Genomic DNA, 17700 nt, shown 5'->3' on the forward strand with positions numbered 1-17700 from the left:
CGCTACAGCAACCCCGCCTGCTCGGCCTCGCGCTTGAGGTTCTGGCGCGGACGCGGGCCGATCTGCTGGATGACCAGGCCGGCCGCCAGCGAGCCGAGATCGCCGCAGGTCTTGAGGTCGAGACCCTTGGTGTAGCCGTGCAGGAAGCCGGCGGCATAAAGGTCGCCAGCGCCGGTGGTGTCGACCAGCTCATGGATCTTGGTGGCCTCGATGACGAAGGTCTCGTCGCCATGGACGATGACCGACCCCTTCTCGGAGCGGGTGACGGCGGCGATGCGGCAATCCTTGCGGATCTGCGCCAGCGCCTCATCGAAGGAAGCGGTCTGGTAGAGCGACTTGATCTCATGGCTGTTGGCGAAAACGATGTCGACCGTGCGCGAACGCATCAGGTCGAGGAATTCGCCACGGTAACGGTCGACGCAGAAACTGTCCGACAGCGACATCGACACCTTGCGGCCGGCGGCGTGGGCATGCTGCGCCGTCAGCCGGATCGCCTCTTTGGCGCGCGGCGGATCCCACAGATAGCCCTCGAAATAGGTGACGGCCGCGCCACGGGCCTTGTCGGCCTCGACATCTTCCGGGCCGAGCTCGACGCAGGCGCCGAGATAGGTGTTCATCGACCGCTCGCCGTCGGGCGTGACGAAGATCATCGAGCGCGCGGTGGGCGGCGTGCCCTGCAGCGGCCTGGTGTCGAAGGCAACGCCCTGGGCATGGATGTCGTGGGTGAAGATTTCGCCCAGATGATCCTGGCTGACCTTGCCGAAATAGGCGGAGCGACCGCCGAAGCTGGCGATGCCGGCGGCGGTGTTGCCGGCGCTGCCGCCGGACGCTTCCACGGCGGGTCCCATGCGACGGTAGAGCAGTTCGGCGCGCTCGGCGTCGATCAGGTTCATCGCGCCCTTGATGATGCCGTTGTCGGCGAGGAAGGCCTCGTCGCATTGGGCGATGATGTCGACAATGGCATTGCCGATGCTCAGCACATCATATTCCGGCATTCAGGTCTCCGCGCGGGGCTGGGTCCAGTCAAATGGCCCAAAACCCTGGCTTTCTGCCATGCCGGCCGCGCGCGGGTCTACAGAAATGGCCGGATTTTGCAAGTTATTGCTGCGGCCGGGGCGCGTTGAGGTCGCTAGGTGCGAAAGTGACGACGATCTCGCTCCATATCTCGTGCGGGTAAGGGCGCAGCATGGTGTAAGGAGCGCATTTTTCGATGGCGCGTATGGCGCTCTCTGCGTAGAGCCGAAATGCTTTCCCTTTTTGAGGCTCCCGGACCGTCGGTTTTTCAGCTAACGAGCCATCGGGCTTCAAGCGGACGAGAATTTTCGCCTGAAACAAGATGGTTTCTCCTGAAACCGCGCCCGCCGGTATCGACCAGCAGCTGTCGATCTTCTCCCGCATGGCCACCATGGCGGCCATACTGATCTTCCCGGCAGCCGCCTTGTCGCCGGCTTCCGCAGACACGGTTGGAGCGCACATCAACAGAGTGGCCAGAACGCACCGGGCCCGTGAATGCATGCCTTGGCTTCCCCCTGCACATCAGCGGGTCCTACCGTAGATTGAAACAGGGATTGGGCACAACGGTCGCCTTGCGTGCCGGCAAACCGGCTCAAAACACCGGCGCGAAGTTCAGTTTCAGCTCGCGCCAGCGCTCGTAGGGCAGGCGGGTGCCGGCCATACTGTGAAAAGGCGCGCAGCGCTCCACCGCGCGCACGGCGCTGGCGGCGAGCAGCTTCGCCTCCTTGGCCTTGGGCGGGTTCTCGGCCACCGGCTTGGCGGCCAGCGAGCCGTCGCGCTTCAGCCTGACCTTAACCACCACCGAGATGGGTTTCGCGCCGGTCATATCAGGCGGCATCCAGCAGGCGGCGATTTCGTTGCGCAGCGCATCGACCAGCGCGGCAAGCTCACCCTTCTCGTCGGCACGCACCGGCGAACCGAAACCCGCCAGCAAGGCGGCGATAAAAAGAACGCGGATCGCAACATTCATCTCAACAGGAACCCTGGCCGGGCGCGTCATTCGCATCGGCGATGAATTTGGCGCGGGCATCATAGTAGGCGCGAGCGCCAGCCCGCGCAATGAGAGCGGGCCGGCCTGGTTCAACGCCGCGTCGGCACACGTTGCTGGAACGACGTGCGTCGCCGTCAACCCTGTTCCGTCGAGAACAGCTCGTTCAGGCGGCGGAAGGTCATGGTGTTGGCGCGGTTGAAGGTGAAGGAGCCGACGTCGAGCAGTTCGCGGCCGGCCCGCTCCAATGCGCTGAAGGCGGCGCAGGCAAGCTGCGAGCCGACCGAAATGCGCTTGGCGCCGGCTTGCGCCAATGCCGGCACGGTGAAGTCGGGCACCGCCAGCACATTGACCGGCCGCGTGACCGCCTGGCAGACGGCGCGCACCGAAGCAACGTCGGCGATACCCGGCGCATAAAGCACGTCGGCGCCGGCCTTCTCATAGGCCTGCAGCCGGCGGATTGTGTCGTCGAGGTCGGCCCGGCCGTGCAAAAAGTTCTCGGCGCGCGCCGTGAAGACGAAGTCGCGTTTCAAGGCCCGCGCGGCCTCGGCCGCCGCCGCCACCCGCTCCACGGCTTGCGAGAAATCGTAGATCGGCTTGTCCGCGTCGCCGGTATGGTCCTCGATCGAGCAACCGGCAAGGCCGGCAGCCTCGGCCGCGAAGATGGTCTCGGCGGCGCTTTCGGCGCTGTCGCCCTTGCCCTTCTCGAGATCGGCCGACACCGGCAGCGCGGTGGCCGCGACGATCTCGCGGCAATGCTGGATCATCGCCTCGAAGGTGATGCTGCCATCGGGCAGGCCGCGCGAGAAGGCGTGGCCGGCGCTGGTGGTGGCCAGCGCCTTGAAGCCCATGGATGAAAGAAGCTTGGCCGAGCCGACGTCCCACGGGTTGGGAATGACGAACGTCTCGGCGTGCAAATCCCTGAAGGTCTTGCCCTTGTCCATTGAAATATCTCCGGCAATTGTGCGATTGGGCTAATCCTAGCGAGCCCTTCGGGGCCGGGCAAACGAATGCCGTTGGCGCAGGCCCAGGCCGCTCAACACTCCTGCCAAAAGTCGGCGTCGAGGCTTGATCGAACCGTCATGGAAGGCGCGGCGCTAGCGCAGCGGGACCATGCTCGGCAGTTCGCGCATGTCGGCGAACAGGATGCCGCCGGCCTCCCGCAGGCCTTCGGGATCGGAATGGGGGTCGCCGTGATAGGAAAACACCCGCATGCCGGCGGCGATGCCGGCCTTGGTTCCGGCCACCGAATCCTCGATGACGATGCAGTTTTCGGGCGCGACGCCCATTTCCCTCGCCGCATGTAGGAAAAGGTCGGGGAAGGGTTTCGAGCGGCCGACCATGGTGGCGCTGTACATGGCGTGTTCGAACAAAGGCAGAAGCCCGGTTACGCCGAGCGTGATGTGCATCTTGGAAACGCGCGCCGAGGAGGCAACGCAATAGGGAATGCCGGCGGCGCGCACGGCGTCGATGACGTCGCGCACATGCGGGATCTCGTCGACGCCCTTGGCGAACAGCTCCGGCAGGCCGATGTTCCAGCGGTCGGCGAAATCCTCGCCGAGGTCGATACCGGCCGTTTCAAGGATCTCGTTGCGTACCGAGACCATCGAACGGCCGGAAAAATGCTTGCGGCAATAGTCGAAATCGGCGGGATAACCGGCCTCGGTCAGCCAGACGGCCAGCCGCTCATTGGCCATGTTCTCGGTGTCGACCAGAATGCCGTCGCAATCGAAGATGACCAGTTCCGGCAACGTCATCAAGCCGTTCCGGTCGACCCGAAACCGCCGCCGCCGCGTGTCGTGCCGCCGGCGAGGCTGCGTTCCTCGGCCCGCACCTGGACAACGGGCGCGAAGACGATCTGGGCGACGCGCATGCCGCGCTCGACATAAAATTCCTCGTCGCCATGGTTGATCAGCAGCACCTTGACCTCGCCGCGATAGTCGCTGTCGACGGTTCCCGGTGTGTTGAGGCAGGTGATGCCGTGCTTCAGCGCGAGGCCGGAGCGGGGCCGCACCTGGCCTTCCAGACCCTCGGGGATTTCCATGACCAGCCCGGTCGGCACCAGCACGCGCCTGCCGGGCAGGATGAGCAGCGGCCGGTCTTCGGGAACGGCGGCGCGCAGGTCCATGCCAGCGGCGCCGGTGCTTTCATAGGCTGGAAGCTCCAGCCCCTCGCCATGCGGCAGGCGGACGAAACCGACCGTCGGGCCAAGGACGGGTGAAGTTTTCGATGTCGGGTGCATGGCGCGATCCTATCGGCCCGACCGCGTGCCAAGTCAACCGCCCACCGGGGTTTCAACGGGATTCTTTGGTGGCGGGAAGCGGTCTGCCACGGCGGTTGAAAAGCCAGCTAACCGGCTTTCGCCGACAGGCGGCGGCGCATGGATAAAAGCGCGATCAGGGTGAGCAATGCAAAGGCCGCGCCGGCAAGGAAGGTGGCCTGGGGTCCGAACTGATCCCATAGGGCGCCGGCGACGACACTCGCGACCAGCAAGGCGAGACCGGTGACGAGGTTGAACATGCCGAAAGCTGTTCCACGCAATTCCGCCGGGGCGGCATCGGCGACCAGGGTCGCCAGCAGGCCTTGCGTGAAACCCATATGCAGCCCCCATAGAAGAACGCCGGCCGCGAGCCCTGCCACGTTGGGCAGGAACGCCAGTGCGAGGTCAGCCACTATGAGCAATACCAGGCCGAGGCCAAGCAGGGTCGGGCGGTCCATGCGATCGGCAAGCACGCCGACGGGATAGGCGGAAAGCGAATAAGCAAGGTTCATGACCACCAGGACGATCGGCACCAGAGCCAGCGGCAGGCCGATCGACTGGGCCCGCAGGATCAGGAACGCCTCGCTGAAGCGGGCGAGGGTGAAGATCGCGGCCACTGCCACCACCCACCAGAAGGCCGGACCGAGGCGCTTGAGTTCGTCGCGCCGCAACGGCATGCGCACCCGGCGCTGCCCCTCGACGCGCTTCGGCTCCTTGACGGCGACAATGATGAGGGCAACGGCGACGAAGGCCGGGATGACGGCGATCCAGAACACCGCCTGGAAATGATTGGCGGTCAGCCACATCAAAACGATCGCCAGCAACGGCCCGACAAAGGCGCCGACAGTGTCGAGCGACTGGCGCAGCCCGAAGCCGGCGCCGCGCTGTTCGGGCGGCGTGATGTCGGCGATCAGCGCATCGCGCGGCGCGCCGCGAATGCCCTTGCCGACGCGGTCGATGAAACGCGCGGTTACCAGCCAGCCGATCGACGGCGCCAGCGGGAAGATGGGCTTGGTTATCGCCGCAAGACCATAACCCAGCGCCGCCAGCAGCTTGCGCTTGCCGAGCCAGTCGCTGAGCGCGCCGGAGAAGATCTTGGTGATCGACGCCGTCGCCTCGGCGATGCCTTCGATGATGCCGACGGCGAGCGTCGAGGTGCCGAGCACCGCCACCATATAGACCGGTAGCAAGGCGTGGATCATCTCCGAGGAGATGTCCATGAACATGGAGACGAAACCGAGCGCCCAGACGCCCGCCGGGAGCCCGCGGCGAGCCCCGTCCGCCCGATCTTTGCCAGTGCCCTGTTGGCCGCCCATCTCAGCGGTTCTCGTCATGCGCATCGAAGACGCGCCGGGCATATCCGTCCAGCAGGGCCTCGCAGGCGCGCAAGCGCTGTTCTGCCTCCCCGGCGAGCGTCGCCTGGTAAAAATCGAGCTTCCTGATCTTCTCAAGCCAGCCCTGCAATTTCTTGAGGTCGGTGTCCTCCTCCTCAAGCTCGGCATAGGTGAACTTGTTGATCGCGATCTCCTTGGCGATCTCGGCTTCGAAATCGGCGCAGCGGCCGAGGAACTCGCGATACTGGTCGTCGCGGTCGGCGCGGAAGCGCTGCACCACCCGCTCTTCCTGAGCGCGATCGAGCGCGACGGTTTCCAGGATGACGGATTCGCCCGCCATTTCGAGAATGTCGTTCTCGATCATCTTCAGCCGGCGCACATGGTCGTCGGTCTTGGGCAGAAGGCAGACACCGTTCTGCAGATAGACCGCACCCATGCCCTTGAGGCGCCGCCACAGCGCGATGCGTTTGGCGGCGGGTTCCGGCGGTACCTTGTAGGTGAGGAGAAGCCAGGACAATGATACCATGGTTGTGCCTCAATGTTACGGTTGTAACATATGAGCTCAAACCACCGTTGTCCAGAATGTCATCGGGCACCGCTGTCCGGCGATTGCCTATCGAACCTCCACCGGCACCACCGTCGTCTCCTTGATTTCCTCCATGACGAAGGAGGCCGAGACGTCGGACAGCGGCACCTTGGCGATCAGGCGCTGGTAGAGCCGGTCATAGGCCTTCACATCGGCGACGCGGGCACGCAACACGTAATCGAGATCGCCCGACATGCGATAGACCCCGGTGATCTCGGGAAAGGAGGTGACCGCGGCACGAAACTTCGCCAGCCAGTCCGGGTCGTGGCTGGAGGTGCGCACGATGATGAACACTGACAAGCCGAGGCCGAGCTTGTCGGCATCGACCAGGGCGACGCGGCCGATAATGAAACGCTCGTCGTCCAGCCGTTTCACCCGGCGCCAGCAGGCGTTGCGCGACAGGCCGACCCGCTCGGAAAGCTGGTCCACCGACAAGGTGCCGTCGCGTTGCAGCTCGGCGAGGATTCGCCGGTCTAGCGTATCGAGTTCATGCTCCATCTTGGGATGTTTGTCCCAACTGCGACCACGAAACAAGGACAATTTGGGACTCCCGTTCCGTCGAAGCGTGGAACCATGGCGGCAGAAATGGGAGAATCACATGACCGCGCGCATCGCCCGCCTGTTCACCGACCATCCACACTCGGTCGACGAAACCTATTTCGAGCATATGCGCTTTGCCGGCTGGTTCGCCGGCAAGCTGTTCCTGGCCGGCTCGGCCGCGCTCATTCACGCTTTCTTACCCTTCCTGTTCGAGACTACGGCGAGCAGGACCATCCGCCAGCTCTACGAGCGCACCCACAACCGGCGACCGCAGGCGTAACCCTGCCGGAGGCTTCGAGCCTCCCGAACCTGGCGCCTGAAGGACGCTGAGCAGAATGTGCCGATGGGCGGCCTATCTCGGTGAGGAAGTCTTTCTGGAAGACATCGTCACCGCGCCATGCCATTCGCTGATCGCCCAGAGCCATTGCGCGCAGGAGGCCAAGTCGCCGACCAATGGCGACGGTTTCGGCCTTGCCTGGTATGGCGGCCGCGCCGAGCCCGGCCTCTATCGCGACATCCTGCCGGCCTGGTCGGACCCGAACCTGAAAAGCCTGTGCCGGCAGATCCGTTCCGGCCTGTTCCTGGCGCATGTGCGGGCCTCGACCGGCGGCGCCACCAGCCGCGCCAACTGCCATCCTTTCGTGTCAGGCCGCTGGGCGTTCATGCACAACGGCCAGATCGGCGGCTTCGAACGCATCCGCCGCGCCCTGGAAGCGACGCTGCCCGACGCGCTCTACGACCAGCTCGAAGGCACCACCGATTCCGAGCTGTTCTTTCACCTGATGATCGACGAGGGGCTGGACGACGACCCGCAAGGCGCGCTCGAACGCGCGACCGCCCGGGTGGTCTCGGCGGCGCGGCGTGCCGGCATCGATCCGGCGCTGAAACTCACCGCCGCTTTTTCCGACGGCGAGACGCTGTTTGCGGTGCGTTACGCCACCGACGCGACGGCGCCGACGCTCTACACCTCGTCGTTTCGCGACGGCACGGGCCGTTGCATCGTCTCCGAACCCTTTGACCGCGAAAACGCCGAATGGCAGCCGGTGCCGCCATCCAGCTTCGTCGTCATGACCAGGGCCGACATCGTCATCCGGCCTTTCGCGCCGGTCTCGGAAAGACGTCCTGTCGCGGCCGAATAAGCGGCGACCGCCTGCCTTCCGCTCGCCTGGGCTACCGGCGCATGGACTTACAGGAACCCAACGAGATGGAAGCCGACACTTTCGTTTAGTGATGCTTCAGCGCGTGGTTCATCGGCCCCCAGTACATCTTCTGCCAACCGTCTTCGAGCATATGATGGGTAGCCTGGGGATAGCCGTTCTGGTCGAAGACAAGCCTGGTGCCGGTGCCATCGGCCTGCAACTCGAAGCGGACGATCGAAAAGATGCCTTCGGGCCAGGCGCGCGAGCGCCAGGTCTGGACGATGCGGCGGTTGGGCACCAGCTCGACGTTTCGGGCTTCGATGTCGCCGCCGAACATCGACACCTCGCCGCCCTCATGCGTCGAGATGTGAGCCGAGCGTCCGCCCGTCATTGCCTGGAAGCGGGCGGAGTTGAGCAGCAGGTCGTAGATGTCCTTCGGCGTGCCTTTGAAATGAACTTCCTGATGGATGGTCATAGCGACCTCCTGGATCGCTGGTGCATGACCCAAAAAACCGGGATCGGTTCTCCGAACGGGTCATGCACAACTCGACGTCCACAGTGTGCTTTGGGCGTCCGAAGGGACGCGCGGCGCTGTGGAGCGGCGTCGAATGATCGACGCCTTTGCGGATATTATCCGCCTGTCGGTTATGGCGGTCAACGACAACAAACGGCCCGCAAACGATGGCGGGCCGTTTGTTCGCAAAGTTCGGATCGCGTCAAGCCGTAGCGTCGAGCACGGCGCCGAAGCCCAGGAGGATGCCGCCCCAACCGCCTTCGGAATCGAGCATCACGGCCGTTTCCTCGGCCTTCGGACCCATGTTTTCAAGCAGCCGGTGTTCGAGATCGACGCGGGTTCCGCCGCTGGCGAGGGGAACGAACCTGACCTCGACTTCGGTGAGGAGATCGGGATCGAATTTCCAGTCCGTGCCGATACGCCATGCCAGGACGATGCGCTGCGGCGGCTCCCAGGCAATCACATCGCCCCATGGGCATTCGCTGCCGTCTTCGCCGGTCTCGTACCAGCGCCCGCCGGCACGGGGCTCGATGGTCGCCGTTTTGAGCGGGACGGTGCCGATGCTGTGGGTCTTTGGCCACCAGCTCGAAAAGCCCGATGTGAAGACCTCGAAAGCCCGCGCCGGGCTTGCCTTGACGGTGACCGAACGGCGCACCGGCGACGGTGAAATCGTGGCTGTCATGTCTGGTCCTCCATTTCCGCCTTGAGCTTGAATTCGTCGAGCGCGTCTCCCCAGAGCCGGTCGAGCCAGGCCCGCATGCGGCCGAGACCGGCCGGGTCGATGTGATAGATGTTGCGCGCGCCCCGGGGCTGCATGCGTACCAGCTGCGCCTCCTTGAGCACCTTGAGATGCTGCGACACCGCCGATTGCGACACCGGCAGCGTGCGCGTGATCTCGGCCACCGAGCAGGGCCGCTGCGCCACCCTTTCGAAGATGGTCCGCCGGGTAGGGTCGGCCAGAGCGGCTATCTGCGCGTAATCATAAGTCATAACTAATCATAAGTGTAAACTGATGATTAGTCAAGAATGATGCAGGTCTCGCCATTTTGTGCTGTAGAGCCGCGCGCCGGTCAAAGCTCCTGACAGTCCGTTGACAGCAGGCTGGTGTAGCGTGCCGCCACGATTCGTCAGGGCTGACGGGACAGAACAGGACGAGCATATGGACAACACCGCCACCCAGGCCGCGCCAGCGCTGAAAGAGATTTTCGACCGCGCGCGGCTTGGCCATTTCGCCGCCGAGACAGCGGCCATTTCTCCCGGTTTCGACGCCGAACGTTTCCTGGCACTCGCCACCGACAATCTCGACGCGCTTGGCATCATGCAACGGCTGCGGCAGACGGCGGTGAGTTTCCATGTCACCTTGCCCGGCTCCTATGGCGAAGCGCTTGAGGTGCTGACCGCGCTGGCGCCGCGCATCAACCACGGCTTCGCCTCGATCGTGCTGCCGGAATTCGTCGCACTCTACGGGCAGGACCATTTCGACCTGTCGATGCGGGCGCTGCATCTGTTCACCCGCTATGGCTCGGCCGAATTCGCCATCCGCCATTTCCTCGCCCGCGATTTCGAACGCACGCTTGCCGTCATGGTTGGCTGGGCCGAGGACGACAACGAGCATGTGCGGCGCCTGGCCAGCGAAGGTTCGCGGCCGCGCCTGCCATGGTCGTTCAACCTCAAGAACCTGATCGCCGACCCGGCGCCGACCGCGCCGATCCTGGAGGCGCTGAACAGCGACCCCAGCCTCTATGTGCGAAAATCGGTGGCCAACCACCTCAACGACATCACCAAGGACAATCCAGACCGGGTGATCGCGCAGGTCTCGGCCTGGGACATGGGCAATGCCCACACCGCCTGGATCGTCAGGCACGCGCTGCGCACCATGATCAAGAAGGGCGAGCCGCGTGCGCTGGCGCTGATCGGCACCACCGGCAAGCCGGAGGTGCGTATCGGCCATTTTTCGGTGACGCCGGCGGCGATCCGTCTCGGCGAGCGCATCCAGCTCGACGCGCGCCTCGTCTCCAGCGCAGCGACCGAACAGAAACTCGTGGTCGACTATGCCGTCCATTATGTGAAGAAGGCCGGCACGGCATCGAAGAAAGTGTTCAAGCTGAAGGAGATCGCCTTGGCGCCCGGCGCTGGCGCCGAATTTTCGATCGGCCAGACCGTGCGCGATTTCACCACGCGCAAGCACCATGCCGGTCATCACCGCGTCGAGCTGATCGTCAATGGCGAGACGCTGGCGACCGGCGGCTTCGATCTCGCACTCTGACCGACGGTCGAAAAACGCCCGCGATGAGCGCTTGACCTCGCCCTTGGGGCAAGCCTTAGACAGGCGCCATGACCCGTCCCCATCTGCTTGCCGGCCGCTTCGGCGCGGCCACCCGGCTTTCGCCCAAGGCGCTCAGGCTCTATGCCGAGCAGGGCCTTTTGGTGCCTGCCCATGTCGACCCGCAGACCGGCTATCGCTACTACGCGCCGGAGCAGGCGCCGCGCGCTAGGTTGATCGCCCGCCTGCGCCAGCTCGGCCTGCCGGTGGCGCGCATCGCGGCCCTGCTCGACCTTTCACCACAGGCGCGCGCAGTGGAATTGCGGACCTGGCTGGAGGCACAGGGCGAACGCCTTGCCGGTCACGCCGACCTGGTCGAGGCGATGGTGCGCCAGGCCGATTTCGGCGGACCGGCACTGTCGATCGCGCTGCGTGACGTTCCCGCCACCAAGATCGTCGGCCGCCGGCGGCTAGCGACGACCATTGATCTCGACGCCTATATGGCACAGGCGCAGACCGACATCCGCGCACATCTTGCCGCTTCAGGCTTCGCCCATGACGGGTCGATGAGCGTGCACCATCACGATCTCACCACCCGCGACAGCGAAGGCTGGGTGGAGGTCGCGATCGCCTGCGAGGGGCCGGTCGAACCGGTCGGCGACCTGCATGTCCGGCTGCTGCCGGCACGGCGCGAGGCCTTCGTGCCGGTGCCGGCGGGCCACGAGGATTTTCCGCTGGTACTTGCAGTCTACGACGCGCTCGAAGCGTGGATCGAACGCAACGGTCTCGCCGCTACCGACAGCCCGTCCGAGACCTATCCCGGCAGCGATGGCGCGCGCTTCGACATCGCCTATCCAATCAGTTCCTGAGGAAACCCAACGCATGCATGTCAACTATGTCGGCTCCGGCCCGTATTGCTACGCCAACTCCTTCGCCATGATGTTCGGCGATGCGGCGCCCTCCGTCGCCGTGATCGAATTCGCCACGTCGAGCCCGTTCGGCATGCAATTGATCGGCGGCAAGCTGCCCCTGTTCGACCCCTATGGCTGGGACCCCGAACAAGGTTTCGACGACACGCTCAACGCGCTGGGCTGGACATCCGAGGTCTCCGGCCGCGGCACGGCCGACGACGCGCTTGCCCGGTTGAAGGCGGCGCTGGCCAACGGTCCGGCCTGGGTCGGTCCGCTCGAAATGGGGCATCTGCACCACCAGCCGGGCATGCGCGGCCCGATCGAGGCAGACCATTATGTCGTGGTGCTGGAGGTCGATGGGGAGCGCGTGCTGATGCACGATCCGCAGGGCTATCCTTATGCGACCCTGCCGCTGGCCGACTTCATGACCGCCTGGGCTGCGAAGACGCTGAGTTATGGCACGCCCTATGCGATGCGGACGGCGTTCCGGCGCGTCGCCGAACGCAACGAGGCCGAGATGATCGAGGCGTCGCTGCCGGCCGCAAGACGCTGGCTTGCCATGGAAGGCGTGTCCGGCATGCCCGAGGGCAGCCTCGGCAACGGCGCGGCGGCGGAACGGCTGGCCGGCATGATCGAAGCGGGCTGCGACGACGGCCTGCGCGGCCACATGATCCACTTCGCCATCCGCGTCGGCGCCCGCCGCGCCAACGATGCCGCGACTTGCCTTGCGCGTATCGGCCGCACGGAGGCGGCAGCGATCGCCGCCGGGCAAGCCCGCCTCATCGGCTCGCTGCAGCACCCGCTGGTGGTCGGCGACGACAAGACGGCGGCCACGCAATTGCTGAAGCTGGCGCCGACCTATGAGCGGCTGCGCGCGGTCCTCTAGAACGCCGCGCGTCCTTTTGGACGCGCAAAGGACGCTCTGACATTTTGAGTCGGCGCATGACCCTTTCCGAAGATCGATTCCGATTTTCTGGGTCATGCGCTGGCCGCCGTTTCCGTTCGACAGGCGGGTTTGTCGCTGGTAGAAGCCGGCGCAACGAACGGAATTCCTGAAAAAATGACCGAAACCATCGAAAAGGCGGTGGCCCGCCGCCGCACCTTCGCGATCATCGCGCACCCGGACGCCGGCAAGACCACGCTGACTGAAAAGCTGCTTTTGTTCGGCGGCGCCATCCAGCTGGCCGGTGAGGTCAAGGCGAAGAAGGACCGTATCCAGACCCGCTCGGACTGGATGAAGATCGAGCGCGAGCGCGGCATCTCCGTCGTCACCTCGGTGATGACCTTCGAATATGGCGACAACGTCTTCAACCTGCTCGACACGCCCGGCCACGAGGACTTCGCCGACGACACCTACCGTACGCTTTCGGCGGTGGATTCGGCGGTCATGGTGATCGACGCCGCCAAGGGTATCGAGCCGCGCACGCTGAAGCTGTTCGAGGTGTGCCGCCTGCGCGACATCCCGATCATCACCTTCGTCAACAAGATGGACCGCGAAGCGCGCGACACGTTCGAGATCCTGGACGAGATCGAGCAGAAGCTGGCGCTCGACACCGCGCCCATCACCTGGCCCATCGGCCAGGGCAAGACCTTCGCCGGCACCTATCACCTGGCCGAGAACGCGGTGCGCCGCAACGACGAGGAAGAAGAGCGCACGCCCGTGCACGGCCCGGATTCCAACCGCGCCGCCGGCCTGTTGCCCGACAATGACCGCCCGGCCTTCATCGAGGAGCTGGAGCTGGCGCGCGAGGCCTGCCGGCCGTTCGACCTGGAAGCCTTCCGCCAGGGCCACCTGACCCCGGTCTATTTCGGCTCGGCGCTGCGCAATTTCGGCGTACGCGACCTGATCGAGGCGCTCGGCGCTTTCGGCCCGGCGCCGCGCGCGCAGGAGGCCGACACCCGCAAGGTCGAGGCGACGGAAGAGAAGATGACCTCCTTCGTCTTCAAGATCCAGGCCAACATGGACCCCAACCACCGCGACCGTATCGCTTTCGTGCGCGTCTGCTCGGGCGAGCTCAAGCGCGGCATGAAGGCCAAGCTCGTGCGCACCGGCAAGCCGATGTCGCTGTCGGCGCCGCAGTTCTTCTTCGCCCGCTCGCGCATAACCGCCGACGAGGCCTATGCCGGCGACGTCGTCGGCATCCCCAACCACGGCACGCTGCGCATCGGCGACACGCTGACCGAGGGCGAGGACATATTGTTCCGCGGCGTGCCGAACTTCGCGCCGGAAATCCTGCGTCGCGTTCGCCTCGGCGACGCCATGAAGGCGAAGAAGCTGAAAGAAGCGCTGCAGCAGATGGCCGAGGAAGGCGTCGTGCAGCTGTTCCAGCCCGAAGACGGCTCACCGGCCATCGTCGGCGTGGTCGGCGCGCTGCAGATCGACGTTCTGAAGGAACGTCTCAACGTCGAATATTCGCTGCCGGTCGATTTCGAGATGTCGCGTTTCTCGATCTGCCGCTGGATCGACGCCGACGACAAGCTCGACCTGACGCGCTTCGTCGAAGCGCATCGCGGCGACATTGCCCGCGATCTCGACAACGACCCGGTGTTCCTCGCCCAGCACGAATTCTCGCTGAACTACGAGGCCGAGCGCTGGAAAGCGATCCGCTTCGCCGCGATCAAGGACTATCAGGTGCGCGACAAGGCGGCGTAGCGTTTACCTTCCCCATGTGGGGAAGGGTAAGTGATCATCTTTTTCCCGCCATGTCCCGCACCAGCGCGGTGACGCGCCCGATATCGGCGTCGTTCATCTTACCGATACGGTCAGCCAGCAGATTGGCGAGCTCGGTGGCGGCGGGGGAAAGGCCCGACGTGTCGATCCTGACCTTGGGGTGCGAGCTTTCGGCCAGCCGCTGCAAATCCTCGGCATCGTCCCAGATGATGTTGAAATAGCCGATGATCTTCTGGATCAGCGTCCAGCTCGGCACGCCGCGCTTGCCGTGTTCGAGCGCCGACAGATAGGCAGCGCTCACCCCGATCGCCGCCGCCATGTTCTTCTGGCTGACGCCGCGTTCCTCGCGCAGCACGCGAATGCGCTCGCCGAGCGGGGTCATGCCCGCGCCCGCCGCAGGCGCACGTAAAGCGCGCCGCCGCCGCCGTGATGGCGGGCGGCATGATCATGGCTGGAAACCAGCGGCCGAAAGGCGGGTGTCGACAGCCAGGCCGGCACGGAACGGCGCAACACGCCGTCGCCGCCGGACGAAGAACCCTTGCCGGTGATGACCAGCACATAACGCACGCCGCCGGCATGGGCGCGGTGCAGGAAGGAGAACAGCAGCGCGTAGGCTTCGTCCTGCGTCATGCCGTGCAGGTCGACACGACCCTCGATCGGCAAGCGGCCCTTGGACAGCTTGTCCAGCGTCGGCTCGTCCAGCACATGCCGCACCGCCTGAACCTTCGGCTTGGCCGGCGTGGCAATGGTCGTTGCAGCGGGAACCGGTCCGGGCTGCGGTGCCTGTGGCGCGATCAGTTCCGGCAATTCGGGCGTGGCCTTGCCTTTGAGCGGCTTGGCCGAGCGCGCCACCAGGTTCCACAGAACCCGATCCTCTTCCGACAGGGGTTTTTCGGCGCGCCGGCTCATCCCGCCGCCCCGTCGAGCAGGGCGCGCGGCACCAGCGCATAGAAATCGGCCTGGTTGCGCACCACGCCGGCGATCTCGCCGGCGGCGTCGCCGGAACCTGCGAACAGGTCGCCGCGCGCCGGGCCGGTGATGGCGGAGCCGGTGTCCTGCGCGATCATCAACCGGCGGAACGGTCCGTCGCCGAATGCCGTCAGCGTCGGCGCATCAATATAAAAAGGCGTGCCGAATGTGTGCAACAGCCGGTCCACCGCCACCGAGCGGCCGGCGGAAAGCGGCACCTTGGCCGCGGCGACCGGACCAAGCCCGGCATCGTCGACGGCCGCGATGCGGAAGAAGATGAAGGAGCGGTTCTGCCACAGGATTTCGTCGACGCGCTCCGGATGCGCCTTGAACCAGGCGCGGATCGACTGCATCGTCACTTTTTCGAAGGGAATTTCGCCGGCATCGATCAGCACGCGGCCCGGCCCGGTGAAACGCTGGCCGGATTTCGCGGCATAGGTGACACGCAATTGCCGCCCGTCGGTCATGTTGAGGCGGGCGGCGCCCTGCACATGGATGAAGAAGACATCGACCTTGTCGGCGAACCAGGCGATTTCCAACCCCTGGCCGGCCAGCGCACCGCGCTCGATCGTGCCCCGGTCGTGATATTCCACCGGCCCGGCCGCCGTTTGCCGGGCAAAGGCCAGATAAGGGTCCATGCCGGCAGGCCTGTTGGTGTCGTCGATGTCGATCAGGTCGACTGGGCGCGCCAAAAGCGGCCAGCGATGGGTTTCGGTGCGCACCGGCGAGGCTTCCACCACCGGCTCGTAGAAGCCGGTGACGAGACCGCCGCCATCGCCTTCGGCGGCAACATGGACAGGCGCGAAATGGTTTTCGAAGAAAGCGCGGGCCGCGGCCCGGTCCGTCGGCGGCTTCGCGCGCGCCACCTCATAGGCCTGATGGAAAGCGGTGAAATCGATGCCGAGCGCGCCCGTGCGGTAGGGTTTCACCGGTACATGGAATGCCGAACGGCGGAAGGCTTCGAAGGCGGCGAGGTGGTCGTCGTCTGCCCAGCCGGGCAGATCGTCATAGGAGCGCGCCGAAAGGAGGGGCGACAACGGCACCGGCGCGGCTCCGGCTCAGTCTTCTTCCTCGGTGGCGACGAGCTTCCAGTTCGGATCGCGCGAGCGGCTGTCGCGGGCGAACGTCCAGACGTCCTTGACCTCGGCAACCGTCTCCGGGTCGCCGTCGATGACGGTGCCGGCCTTGTCGCGGGTCGCCGAAATCAGCTCGCTGACGATGCGCAGCGTGATGTGCGCTTCCGAACCCTTCATCTCGGCCGAGACGATGTCGGCCTTGTCGATGCCGACGAAGGAGGACTGGATCTTTTCCGACTTGGCCTCGCGGTCGGAAATGGCGGCAACGAAGCCGTCATAGACCTCGCGCGACAACAGGTTCTTCAGCGTTTTGCGGTCGCCGTCGGCATAGGCCATGACGATCATCTCGTAGGCCATCTTGGCGCCGTCGACGAAACCCTTCGGCTCGAAGCTGGTGTCGTTGTCCTTGATGGCGCGCAGGCCCTTGTTGAGGTCGGTGTCCGGCTTGGCGAAAGCATCGATCGCCGCATAGACGTCGGGCGCGGGGGCATCGCCCGGCGCGCGCTTGCGCGGCAGCGAAACGACGTTCTCCTGCGCCTGGGCCGAATCCTTGTCGCGCGAACGCCCGGCCGTATAGGGATCGAAGGGCGGCCGCTCGCTGCCGGTGCGGCGGCCCAGCACGTTACGCAGCTGGAAAAAGATCACGATCGCCGCAACCAGGAAGAAAATCGTGCCGAAGTCGAAAAATGCCATGTCTTGCGCCAATCAATCCTCGAAGCGGCCAATCTACTCAACCGGCCGCGCCTCCATTTCGCGACTGATCGTCAAACTATAAAACCATATAGAACGTGGCGCGCCATCATTCAAACGCAAGCGGCGCATACCTATTTGATATAGTGAACGCCAGCGGCGATTGGTCGCCATGGCTAAACATACAACAAACGGGCGAATTGTGCGTCTTTCCTTTGTTCCTTTCCTCCTGCTGGCGCTGCCGTTGATGGAGATCGCCGGCTTCGTCATCGTCGGCAAGCAGGTCGGCGCGCTGGCCACGGTGGCGCTGGTGCTGGCCTCGACCATGCTAGGCGGCATGCTGCTTAGACGCCAGGGTTTCAGCACCATGGCCACGGCGCGCGCCGAGATCGACGCCGGCCGTGACCCGAGCCGGCCGCTGGCGCATGGCGCCATGACCGTGTTTTCGGCGCTGCTTTTAATGGTGCCGGGCTTCATCACGTCCATCATCGGGCTGGTTTTCCTGCTGCCGCCGGTGCGCGACCTTGCCTGGCGCCTGCTCAAGAGCCGCGTCACCGTGGTCTCGTCCTTCGGTCAGGGCGGCTTCGGCCAGCGTCGTCGCGACAAGACCATCGATCTCGACGCCGAGGACTTTTCGCGCGGCCCCAATGCCGATTCGCCCTGGCGCCGCCTCAAGGACGAATGAGCGGGGCTGATTGAACAGGCGGCAAATCTTGTCTTGGCGCGCCTGCCGTGATAGCCAACG

23 protein-coding genes are annotated in these 17700 nt (G+C 65.1%); 7 read left to right on the forward strand and 16 right to left on the reverse strand.

Going from position 1 to position 17700, the window contains the following annotated elements; translation table 11 throughout:
• Positions 1 to 2: 2 nt before the first annotated feature.
• The 9 genes from FZF13_RS09985 to FZF13_RS10025 form a co-directional block, all read right to left on the reverse strand.
• Positions 3 to 995, reverse strand: a complete 993-nt coding sequence (locus FZF13_RS09985) for an adenosine kinase (protein WP_024923311.1) — start codon at positions 993 to 995, stop codon at positions 3 to 5.
• Positions 996 to 1098: 103 nt separating this feature from the next.
• Positions 1099 to 1416 carry a hypothetical protein gene (locus tag FZF13_RS09990; protein WP_139116523.1) on the reverse strand — a complete coding sequence of 106 codons (318 nt, stop codon included), beginning with the start codon at positions 1414 to 1416 and terminating at the stop codon, positions 1099 to 1101.
• 190 nt (positions 1417 to 1606) lie between these two features.
• On the reverse strand, positions 1607 to 1984 hold the full coding sequence (locus FZF13_RS09995; RefSeq protein ID WP_024923309.1) for a hypothetical protein: 378 nt from the start codon (positions 1982 to 1984) through the stop codon (positions 1607 to 1609).
• A gap of 155 nt (positions 1985 to 2139) precedes the next feature.
• On the reverse strand, positions 2140 to 2946 hold the full coding sequence (locus FZF13_RS10000; protein WP_024923308.1) for an isocitrate lyase/PEP mutase family protein: 807 nt from the start codon (positions 2944 to 2946) through the stop codon (positions 2140 to 2142).
• Between the two features lie 153 nt (positions 2947 to 3099).
• Entirely contained in the window at positions 3100 to 3759 is a 660-nt protein-coding gene (locus tag FZF13_RS10005; RefSeq protein WP_024923307.1) for an HAD family hydrolase, read from the reverse strand.
• A complete protein-coding gene (gene dut / locus FZF13_RS10010; RefSeq protein WP_024923306.1) occupies positions 3759 to 4244 on the reverse strand; it encodes a dUTP diphosphatase in 486 nt (161 codons plus the stop codon). The genes FZF13_RS10005 and dut overlap by 1 nt, the downstream gene beginning before the upstream one ends.
• A gap of 107 nt (positions 4245 to 4351) precedes the next feature.
• Positions 4352 to 5578 (reverse strand): MFS transporter, encoded by a 1227-nt coding sequence (locus tag FZF13_RS10015; RefSeq protein ID WP_024923305.1) that lies wholly within the window; start codon positions 5576 to 5578, stop codon positions 4352 to 4354.
• Between the two features lies 1 nt (position 5579).
• Positions 5580 to 6122 carry a Chromate resistance protein ChrB gene (locus FZF13_RS10020; protein ID WP_024923304.1) on the reverse strand — a complete coding sequence of 181 codons (543 nt, stop codon included), beginning with the start codon at positions 6120 to 6122 and terminating at the stop codon, positions 5580 to 5582.
• Between the two features lie 87 nt (positions 6123 to 6209).
• On the reverse strand, positions 6210 to 6680 hold the full coding sequence (locus FZF13_RS10025) for an Lrp/AsnC family transcriptional regulator (RefSeq protein ID WP_024923303.1): 471 nt from the start codon (positions 6678 to 6680) through the stop codon (positions 6210 to 6212).
• A 100-nt stretch (positions 6681 to 6780) separates the two neighbouring features.
• Between FZF13_RS10025 and FZF13_RS10030 the strand changes: the two genes are divergently transcribed.
• Positions 6781 to 7002, forward strand: coding sequence for a DUF6356 family protein (locus FZF13_RS10030; RefSeq protein ID WP_024923302.1), 222 nt, complete (start codon positions 6781 to 6783; stop codon positions 7000 to 7002).
• Positions 7003 to 7057: 55 nt separating this feature from the next.
• Positions 7058 to 7861, forward strand: coding sequence for a class II glutamine amidotransferase (locus tag FZF13_RS10035; protein ID WP_024923301.1), 804 nt, complete (start codon positions 7058 to 7060; stop codon positions 7859 to 7861).
• A gap of 85 nt (positions 7862 to 7946) precedes the next feature.
• On the opposite strand, the gene FZF13_RS10040 is transcribed toward FZF13_RS10035, so the two are convergent.
• The 3 genes from FZF13_RS10040 to FZF13_RS10050 all read right to left on the reverse strand — a co-directional run bounded on the left by FZF13_RS10040 (position 7947) and on the right by FZF13_RS10050 (position 9365).
• Positions 7947 to 8336, reverse strand: a complete 390-nt coding sequence (locus FZF13_RS10040) for an SRPBCC domain-containing protein (protein ID WP_024923300.1) — start codon at positions 8334 to 8336, stop codon at positions 7947 to 7949.
• A gap of 241 nt (positions 8337 to 8577) precedes the next feature.
• Positions 8578 to 9057 carry an SRPBCC family protein gene (locus FZF13_RS10045; protein WP_024923299.1) on the reverse strand — a complete coding sequence of 160 codons (480 nt, stop codon included), beginning with the start codon at positions 9055 to 9057 and terminating at the stop codon, positions 8578 to 8580.
• A complete protein-coding gene (locus tag FZF13_RS10050; RefSeq protein ID WP_024923298.1) occupies positions 9054 to 9365 on the reverse strand; it encodes an ArsR/SmtB family transcription factor in 312 nt (103 codons plus the stop codon). Before FZF13_RS10050 ends, FZF13_RS10045 begins: the two co-directional genes overlap by 4 nt.
• A gap of 169 nt (positions 9366 to 9534) precedes the next feature.
• On the opposite strand from FZF13_RS10050, the gene FZF13_RS10055 reads away from it, so the two are divergent.
• The 4 genes from FZF13_RS10055 to FZF13_RS10070 all read left to right on the forward strand — a co-directional run bounded on the left by FZF13_RS10055 (position 9535) and on the right by FZF13_RS10070 (position 14202).
• Positions 9535 to 10641, forward strand: a complete 1107-nt coding sequence (locus tag FZF13_RS10055; RefSeq protein ID WP_024923297.1) for a DNA alkylation repair protein — start codon at positions 9535 to 9537, stop codon at positions 10639 to 10641.
• Positions 10642 to 10709: 68 nt separating this feature from the next.
• The gene (locus FZF13_RS10060; RefSeq protein WP_024923296.1) at positions 10710 to 11507 is read left to right on the forward strand and encodes a MerR family transcriptional regulator; all 798 of its coding nucleotides are present in this window, start codon (positions 10710 to 10712) and stop codon (positions 11505 to 11507) included.
• Positions 11508 to 11520: 13 nt separating this feature from the next.
• Positions 11521 to 12435, forward strand: coding sequence for a hypothetical protein (locus FZF13_RS10065; protein ID WP_024923295.1), 915 nt, complete (start codon positions 11521 to 11523; stop codon positions 12433 to 12435).
• A gap of 174 nt (positions 12436 to 12609) precedes the next feature.
• Positions 12610 to 14202: a peptide chain release factor 3 gene (locus tag FZF13_RS10070; RefSeq protein ID WP_024923294.1), complete on the forward strand. Its 1593-nt coding sequence runs from the start codon at positions 12610 to 12612 to the stop codon at positions 14200 to 14202.
• A 34-nt stretch (positions 14203 to 14236) separates the two neighbouring features.
• Here FZF13_RS10070 and FZF13_RS10075 read toward each other — a convergent pair whose 3' ends face one another.
• From FZF13_RS10075 to FZF13_RS10090, 4 genes are read right to left on the reverse strand one after another with little or no spacing between them, the layout of a single operon-like run.
• Positions 14237 to 14602 carry a helix-turn-helix domain-containing protein gene (locus FZF13_RS10075; protein ID WP_024923293.1) on the reverse strand — a complete coding sequence of 122 codons (366 nt, stop codon included), beginning with the start codon at positions 14600 to 14602 and terminating at the stop codon, positions 14237 to 14239.
• Positions 14599 to 15129 carry a Smr/MutS family protein gene (locus tag FZF13_RS10080; RefSeq protein ID WP_024923292.1) on the reverse strand — a complete coding sequence of 177 codons (531 nt, stop codon included), beginning with the start codon at positions 15127 to 15129 and terminating at the stop codon, positions 14599 to 14601. The genes FZF13_RS10075 and FZF13_RS10080 overlap by 4 nt, the downstream gene beginning before the upstream one ends.
• Complete coding sequence (gene mltA / locus FZF13_RS10085) at positions 15126 to 16232, reverse strand: murein transglycosylase A (protein ID WP_024923291.1); 1107 nt, start codon at positions 16230 to 16232, stop codon at positions 15126 to 15128. Before mltA ends, FZF13_RS10080 begins: the two co-directional genes overlap by 4 nt.
• A 15-nt stretch (positions 16233 to 16247) precedes the next feature.
• On the reverse strand, positions 16248 to 16958 hold the full coding sequence (locus FZF13_RS10090) for a Tim44/TimA family putative adaptor protein (RefSeq protein WP_024923290.1): 711 nt from the start codon (positions 16956 to 16958) through the stop codon (positions 16248 to 16250).
• Positions 16959 to 17157: 199 nt separating this feature from the next.
• Between FZF13_RS10090 and FZF13_RS10095 the strand changes: the two genes are divergently transcribed.
• Positions 17158 to 17640, forward strand: coding sequence for an FxsA family protein (locus FZF13_RS10095; RefSeq protein ID WP_024923289.1), 483 nt, complete (start codon positions 17158 to 17160; stop codon positions 17638 to 17640).
• Positions 17641 to 17700 lie beyond the last annotated feature (60 nt).

It is taken from the genome of Mesorhizobium terrae (genome assembly GCF_008727715.1).
Taxonomy (GTDB): Bacteria; Pseudomonadota; Alphaproteobacteria; order Rhizobiales; family Rhizobiaceae; genus Mesorhizobium; species Mesorhizobium terrae.

Excerpts from the sequence above, each read along its gene's own strand:
- FZF13_RS09985 (WP_024923311.1), bottom strand. The coding sequence starts at position 995 with ATGCCGGAATATGATGTGCTGAGCATCGGCAATGCCATTGTCGACATC.
- FZF13_RS09990 (WP_139116523.1), bottom strand. The coding sequence starts at position 1,416 with ATGGCCGCCATGGTGGCCATGCGGGAGAAGATCGACAGCTGCTGGTCG.
- FZF13_RS09995 (WP_024923309.1), bottom strand. The coding sequence starts at position 1,984 with ATGAATGTTGCGATCCGCGTTCTTTTTATCGCCGCCTTGCTGGCGGGT.
- FZF13_RS10000 (WP_024923308.1), bottom strand. The coding sequence starts at position 2,946 with ATGGACAAGGGCAAGACCTTCAGGGATTTGCACGCCGAGACGTTCGTC.
- FZF13_RS10005 (WP_024923307.1), bottom strand. The coding sequence starts at position 3,759 with ATGACGTTGCCGGAACTGGTCATCTTCGATTGCGACGGCATTCTGGTC.
- dut (WP_024923306.1), bottom strand. The coding sequence starts at position 4,244 with ATGCACCCGACATCGAAAACTTCACCCGTCCTTGGCCCGACGGTCGGT.
- FZF13_RS10015 (WP_024923305.1), bottom strand. The coding sequence starts at position 5,578 with ATGGGCGGCCAACAGGGCACTGGCAAAGATCGGGCGGACGGGGCTCGC.
- FZF13_RS10020 (WP_024923304.1), bottom strand. The coding sequence starts at position 6,122 with ATGGTATCATTGTCCTGGCTTCTCCTCACCTACAAGGTACCGCCGGAA.
- FZF13_RS10025 (WP_024923303.1), bottom strand. The coding sequence starts at position 6,680 with ATGGAGCATGAACTCGATACGCTAGACCGGCGAATCCTCGCCGAGCTG.
- FZF13_RS10030 (WP_024923302.1), top strand. The coding sequence starts at position 6,781 with ATGACCGCGCGCATCGCCCGCCTGTTCACCGACCATCCACACTCGGTC.
- FZF13_RS10035 (WP_024923301.1), top strand. The coding sequence starts at position 7,058 with ATGTGCCGATGGGCGGCCTATCTCGGTGAGGAAGTCTTTCTGGAAGAC.
- FZF13_RS10040 (WP_024923300.1), bottom strand. The coding sequence starts at position 8,336 with ATGACCATCCATCAGGAAGTTCATTTCAAAGGCACGCCGAAGGACATC.
- FZF13_RS10045 (WP_024923299.1), bottom strand. The coding sequence starts at position 9,057 with ATGACAGCCACGATTTCACCGTCGCCGGTGCGCCGTTCGGTCACCGTC.
- FZF13_RS10050 (WP_024923298.1), bottom strand. The coding sequence starts at position 9,365 with ATGACTTATGATTACGCGCAGATAGCCGCTCTGGCCGACCCTACCCGG.
- FZF13_RS10055 (WP_024923297.1), top strand. The coding sequence starts at position 9,535 with ATGGACAACACCGCCACCCAGGCCGCGCCAGCGCTGAAAGAGATTTTC.
- FZF13_RS10060 (WP_024923296.1), top strand. The coding sequence starts at position 10,710 with ATGACCCGTCCCCATCTGCTTGCCGGCCGCTTCGGCGCGGCCACCCGG.
- FZF13_RS10065 (WP_024923295.1), top strand. The coding sequence starts at position 11,521 with ATGCATGTCAACTATGTCGGCTCCGGCCCGTATTGCTACGCCAACTCC.
- FZF13_RS10070 (WP_024923294.1), top strand. The coding sequence starts at position 12,610 with ATGACCGAAACCATCGAAAAGGCGGTGGCCCGCCGCCGCACCTTCGCG.
- FZF13_RS10075 (WP_024923293.1), bottom strand. The coding sequence starts at position 14,602 with ATGACCCCGCTCGGCGAGCGCATTCGCGTGCTGCGCGAGGAACGCGGC.
- FZF13_RS10080 (WP_024923292.1), bottom strand. The coding sequence starts at position 15,129 with ATGAGCCGGCGCGCCGAAAAACCCCTGTCGGAAGAGGATCGGGTTCTG.
- FZF13_RS10090 (WP_024923290.1), bottom strand. The coding sequence starts at position 16,958 with ATGGCATTTTTCGACTTCGGCACGATTTTCTTCCTGGTTGCGGCGATC.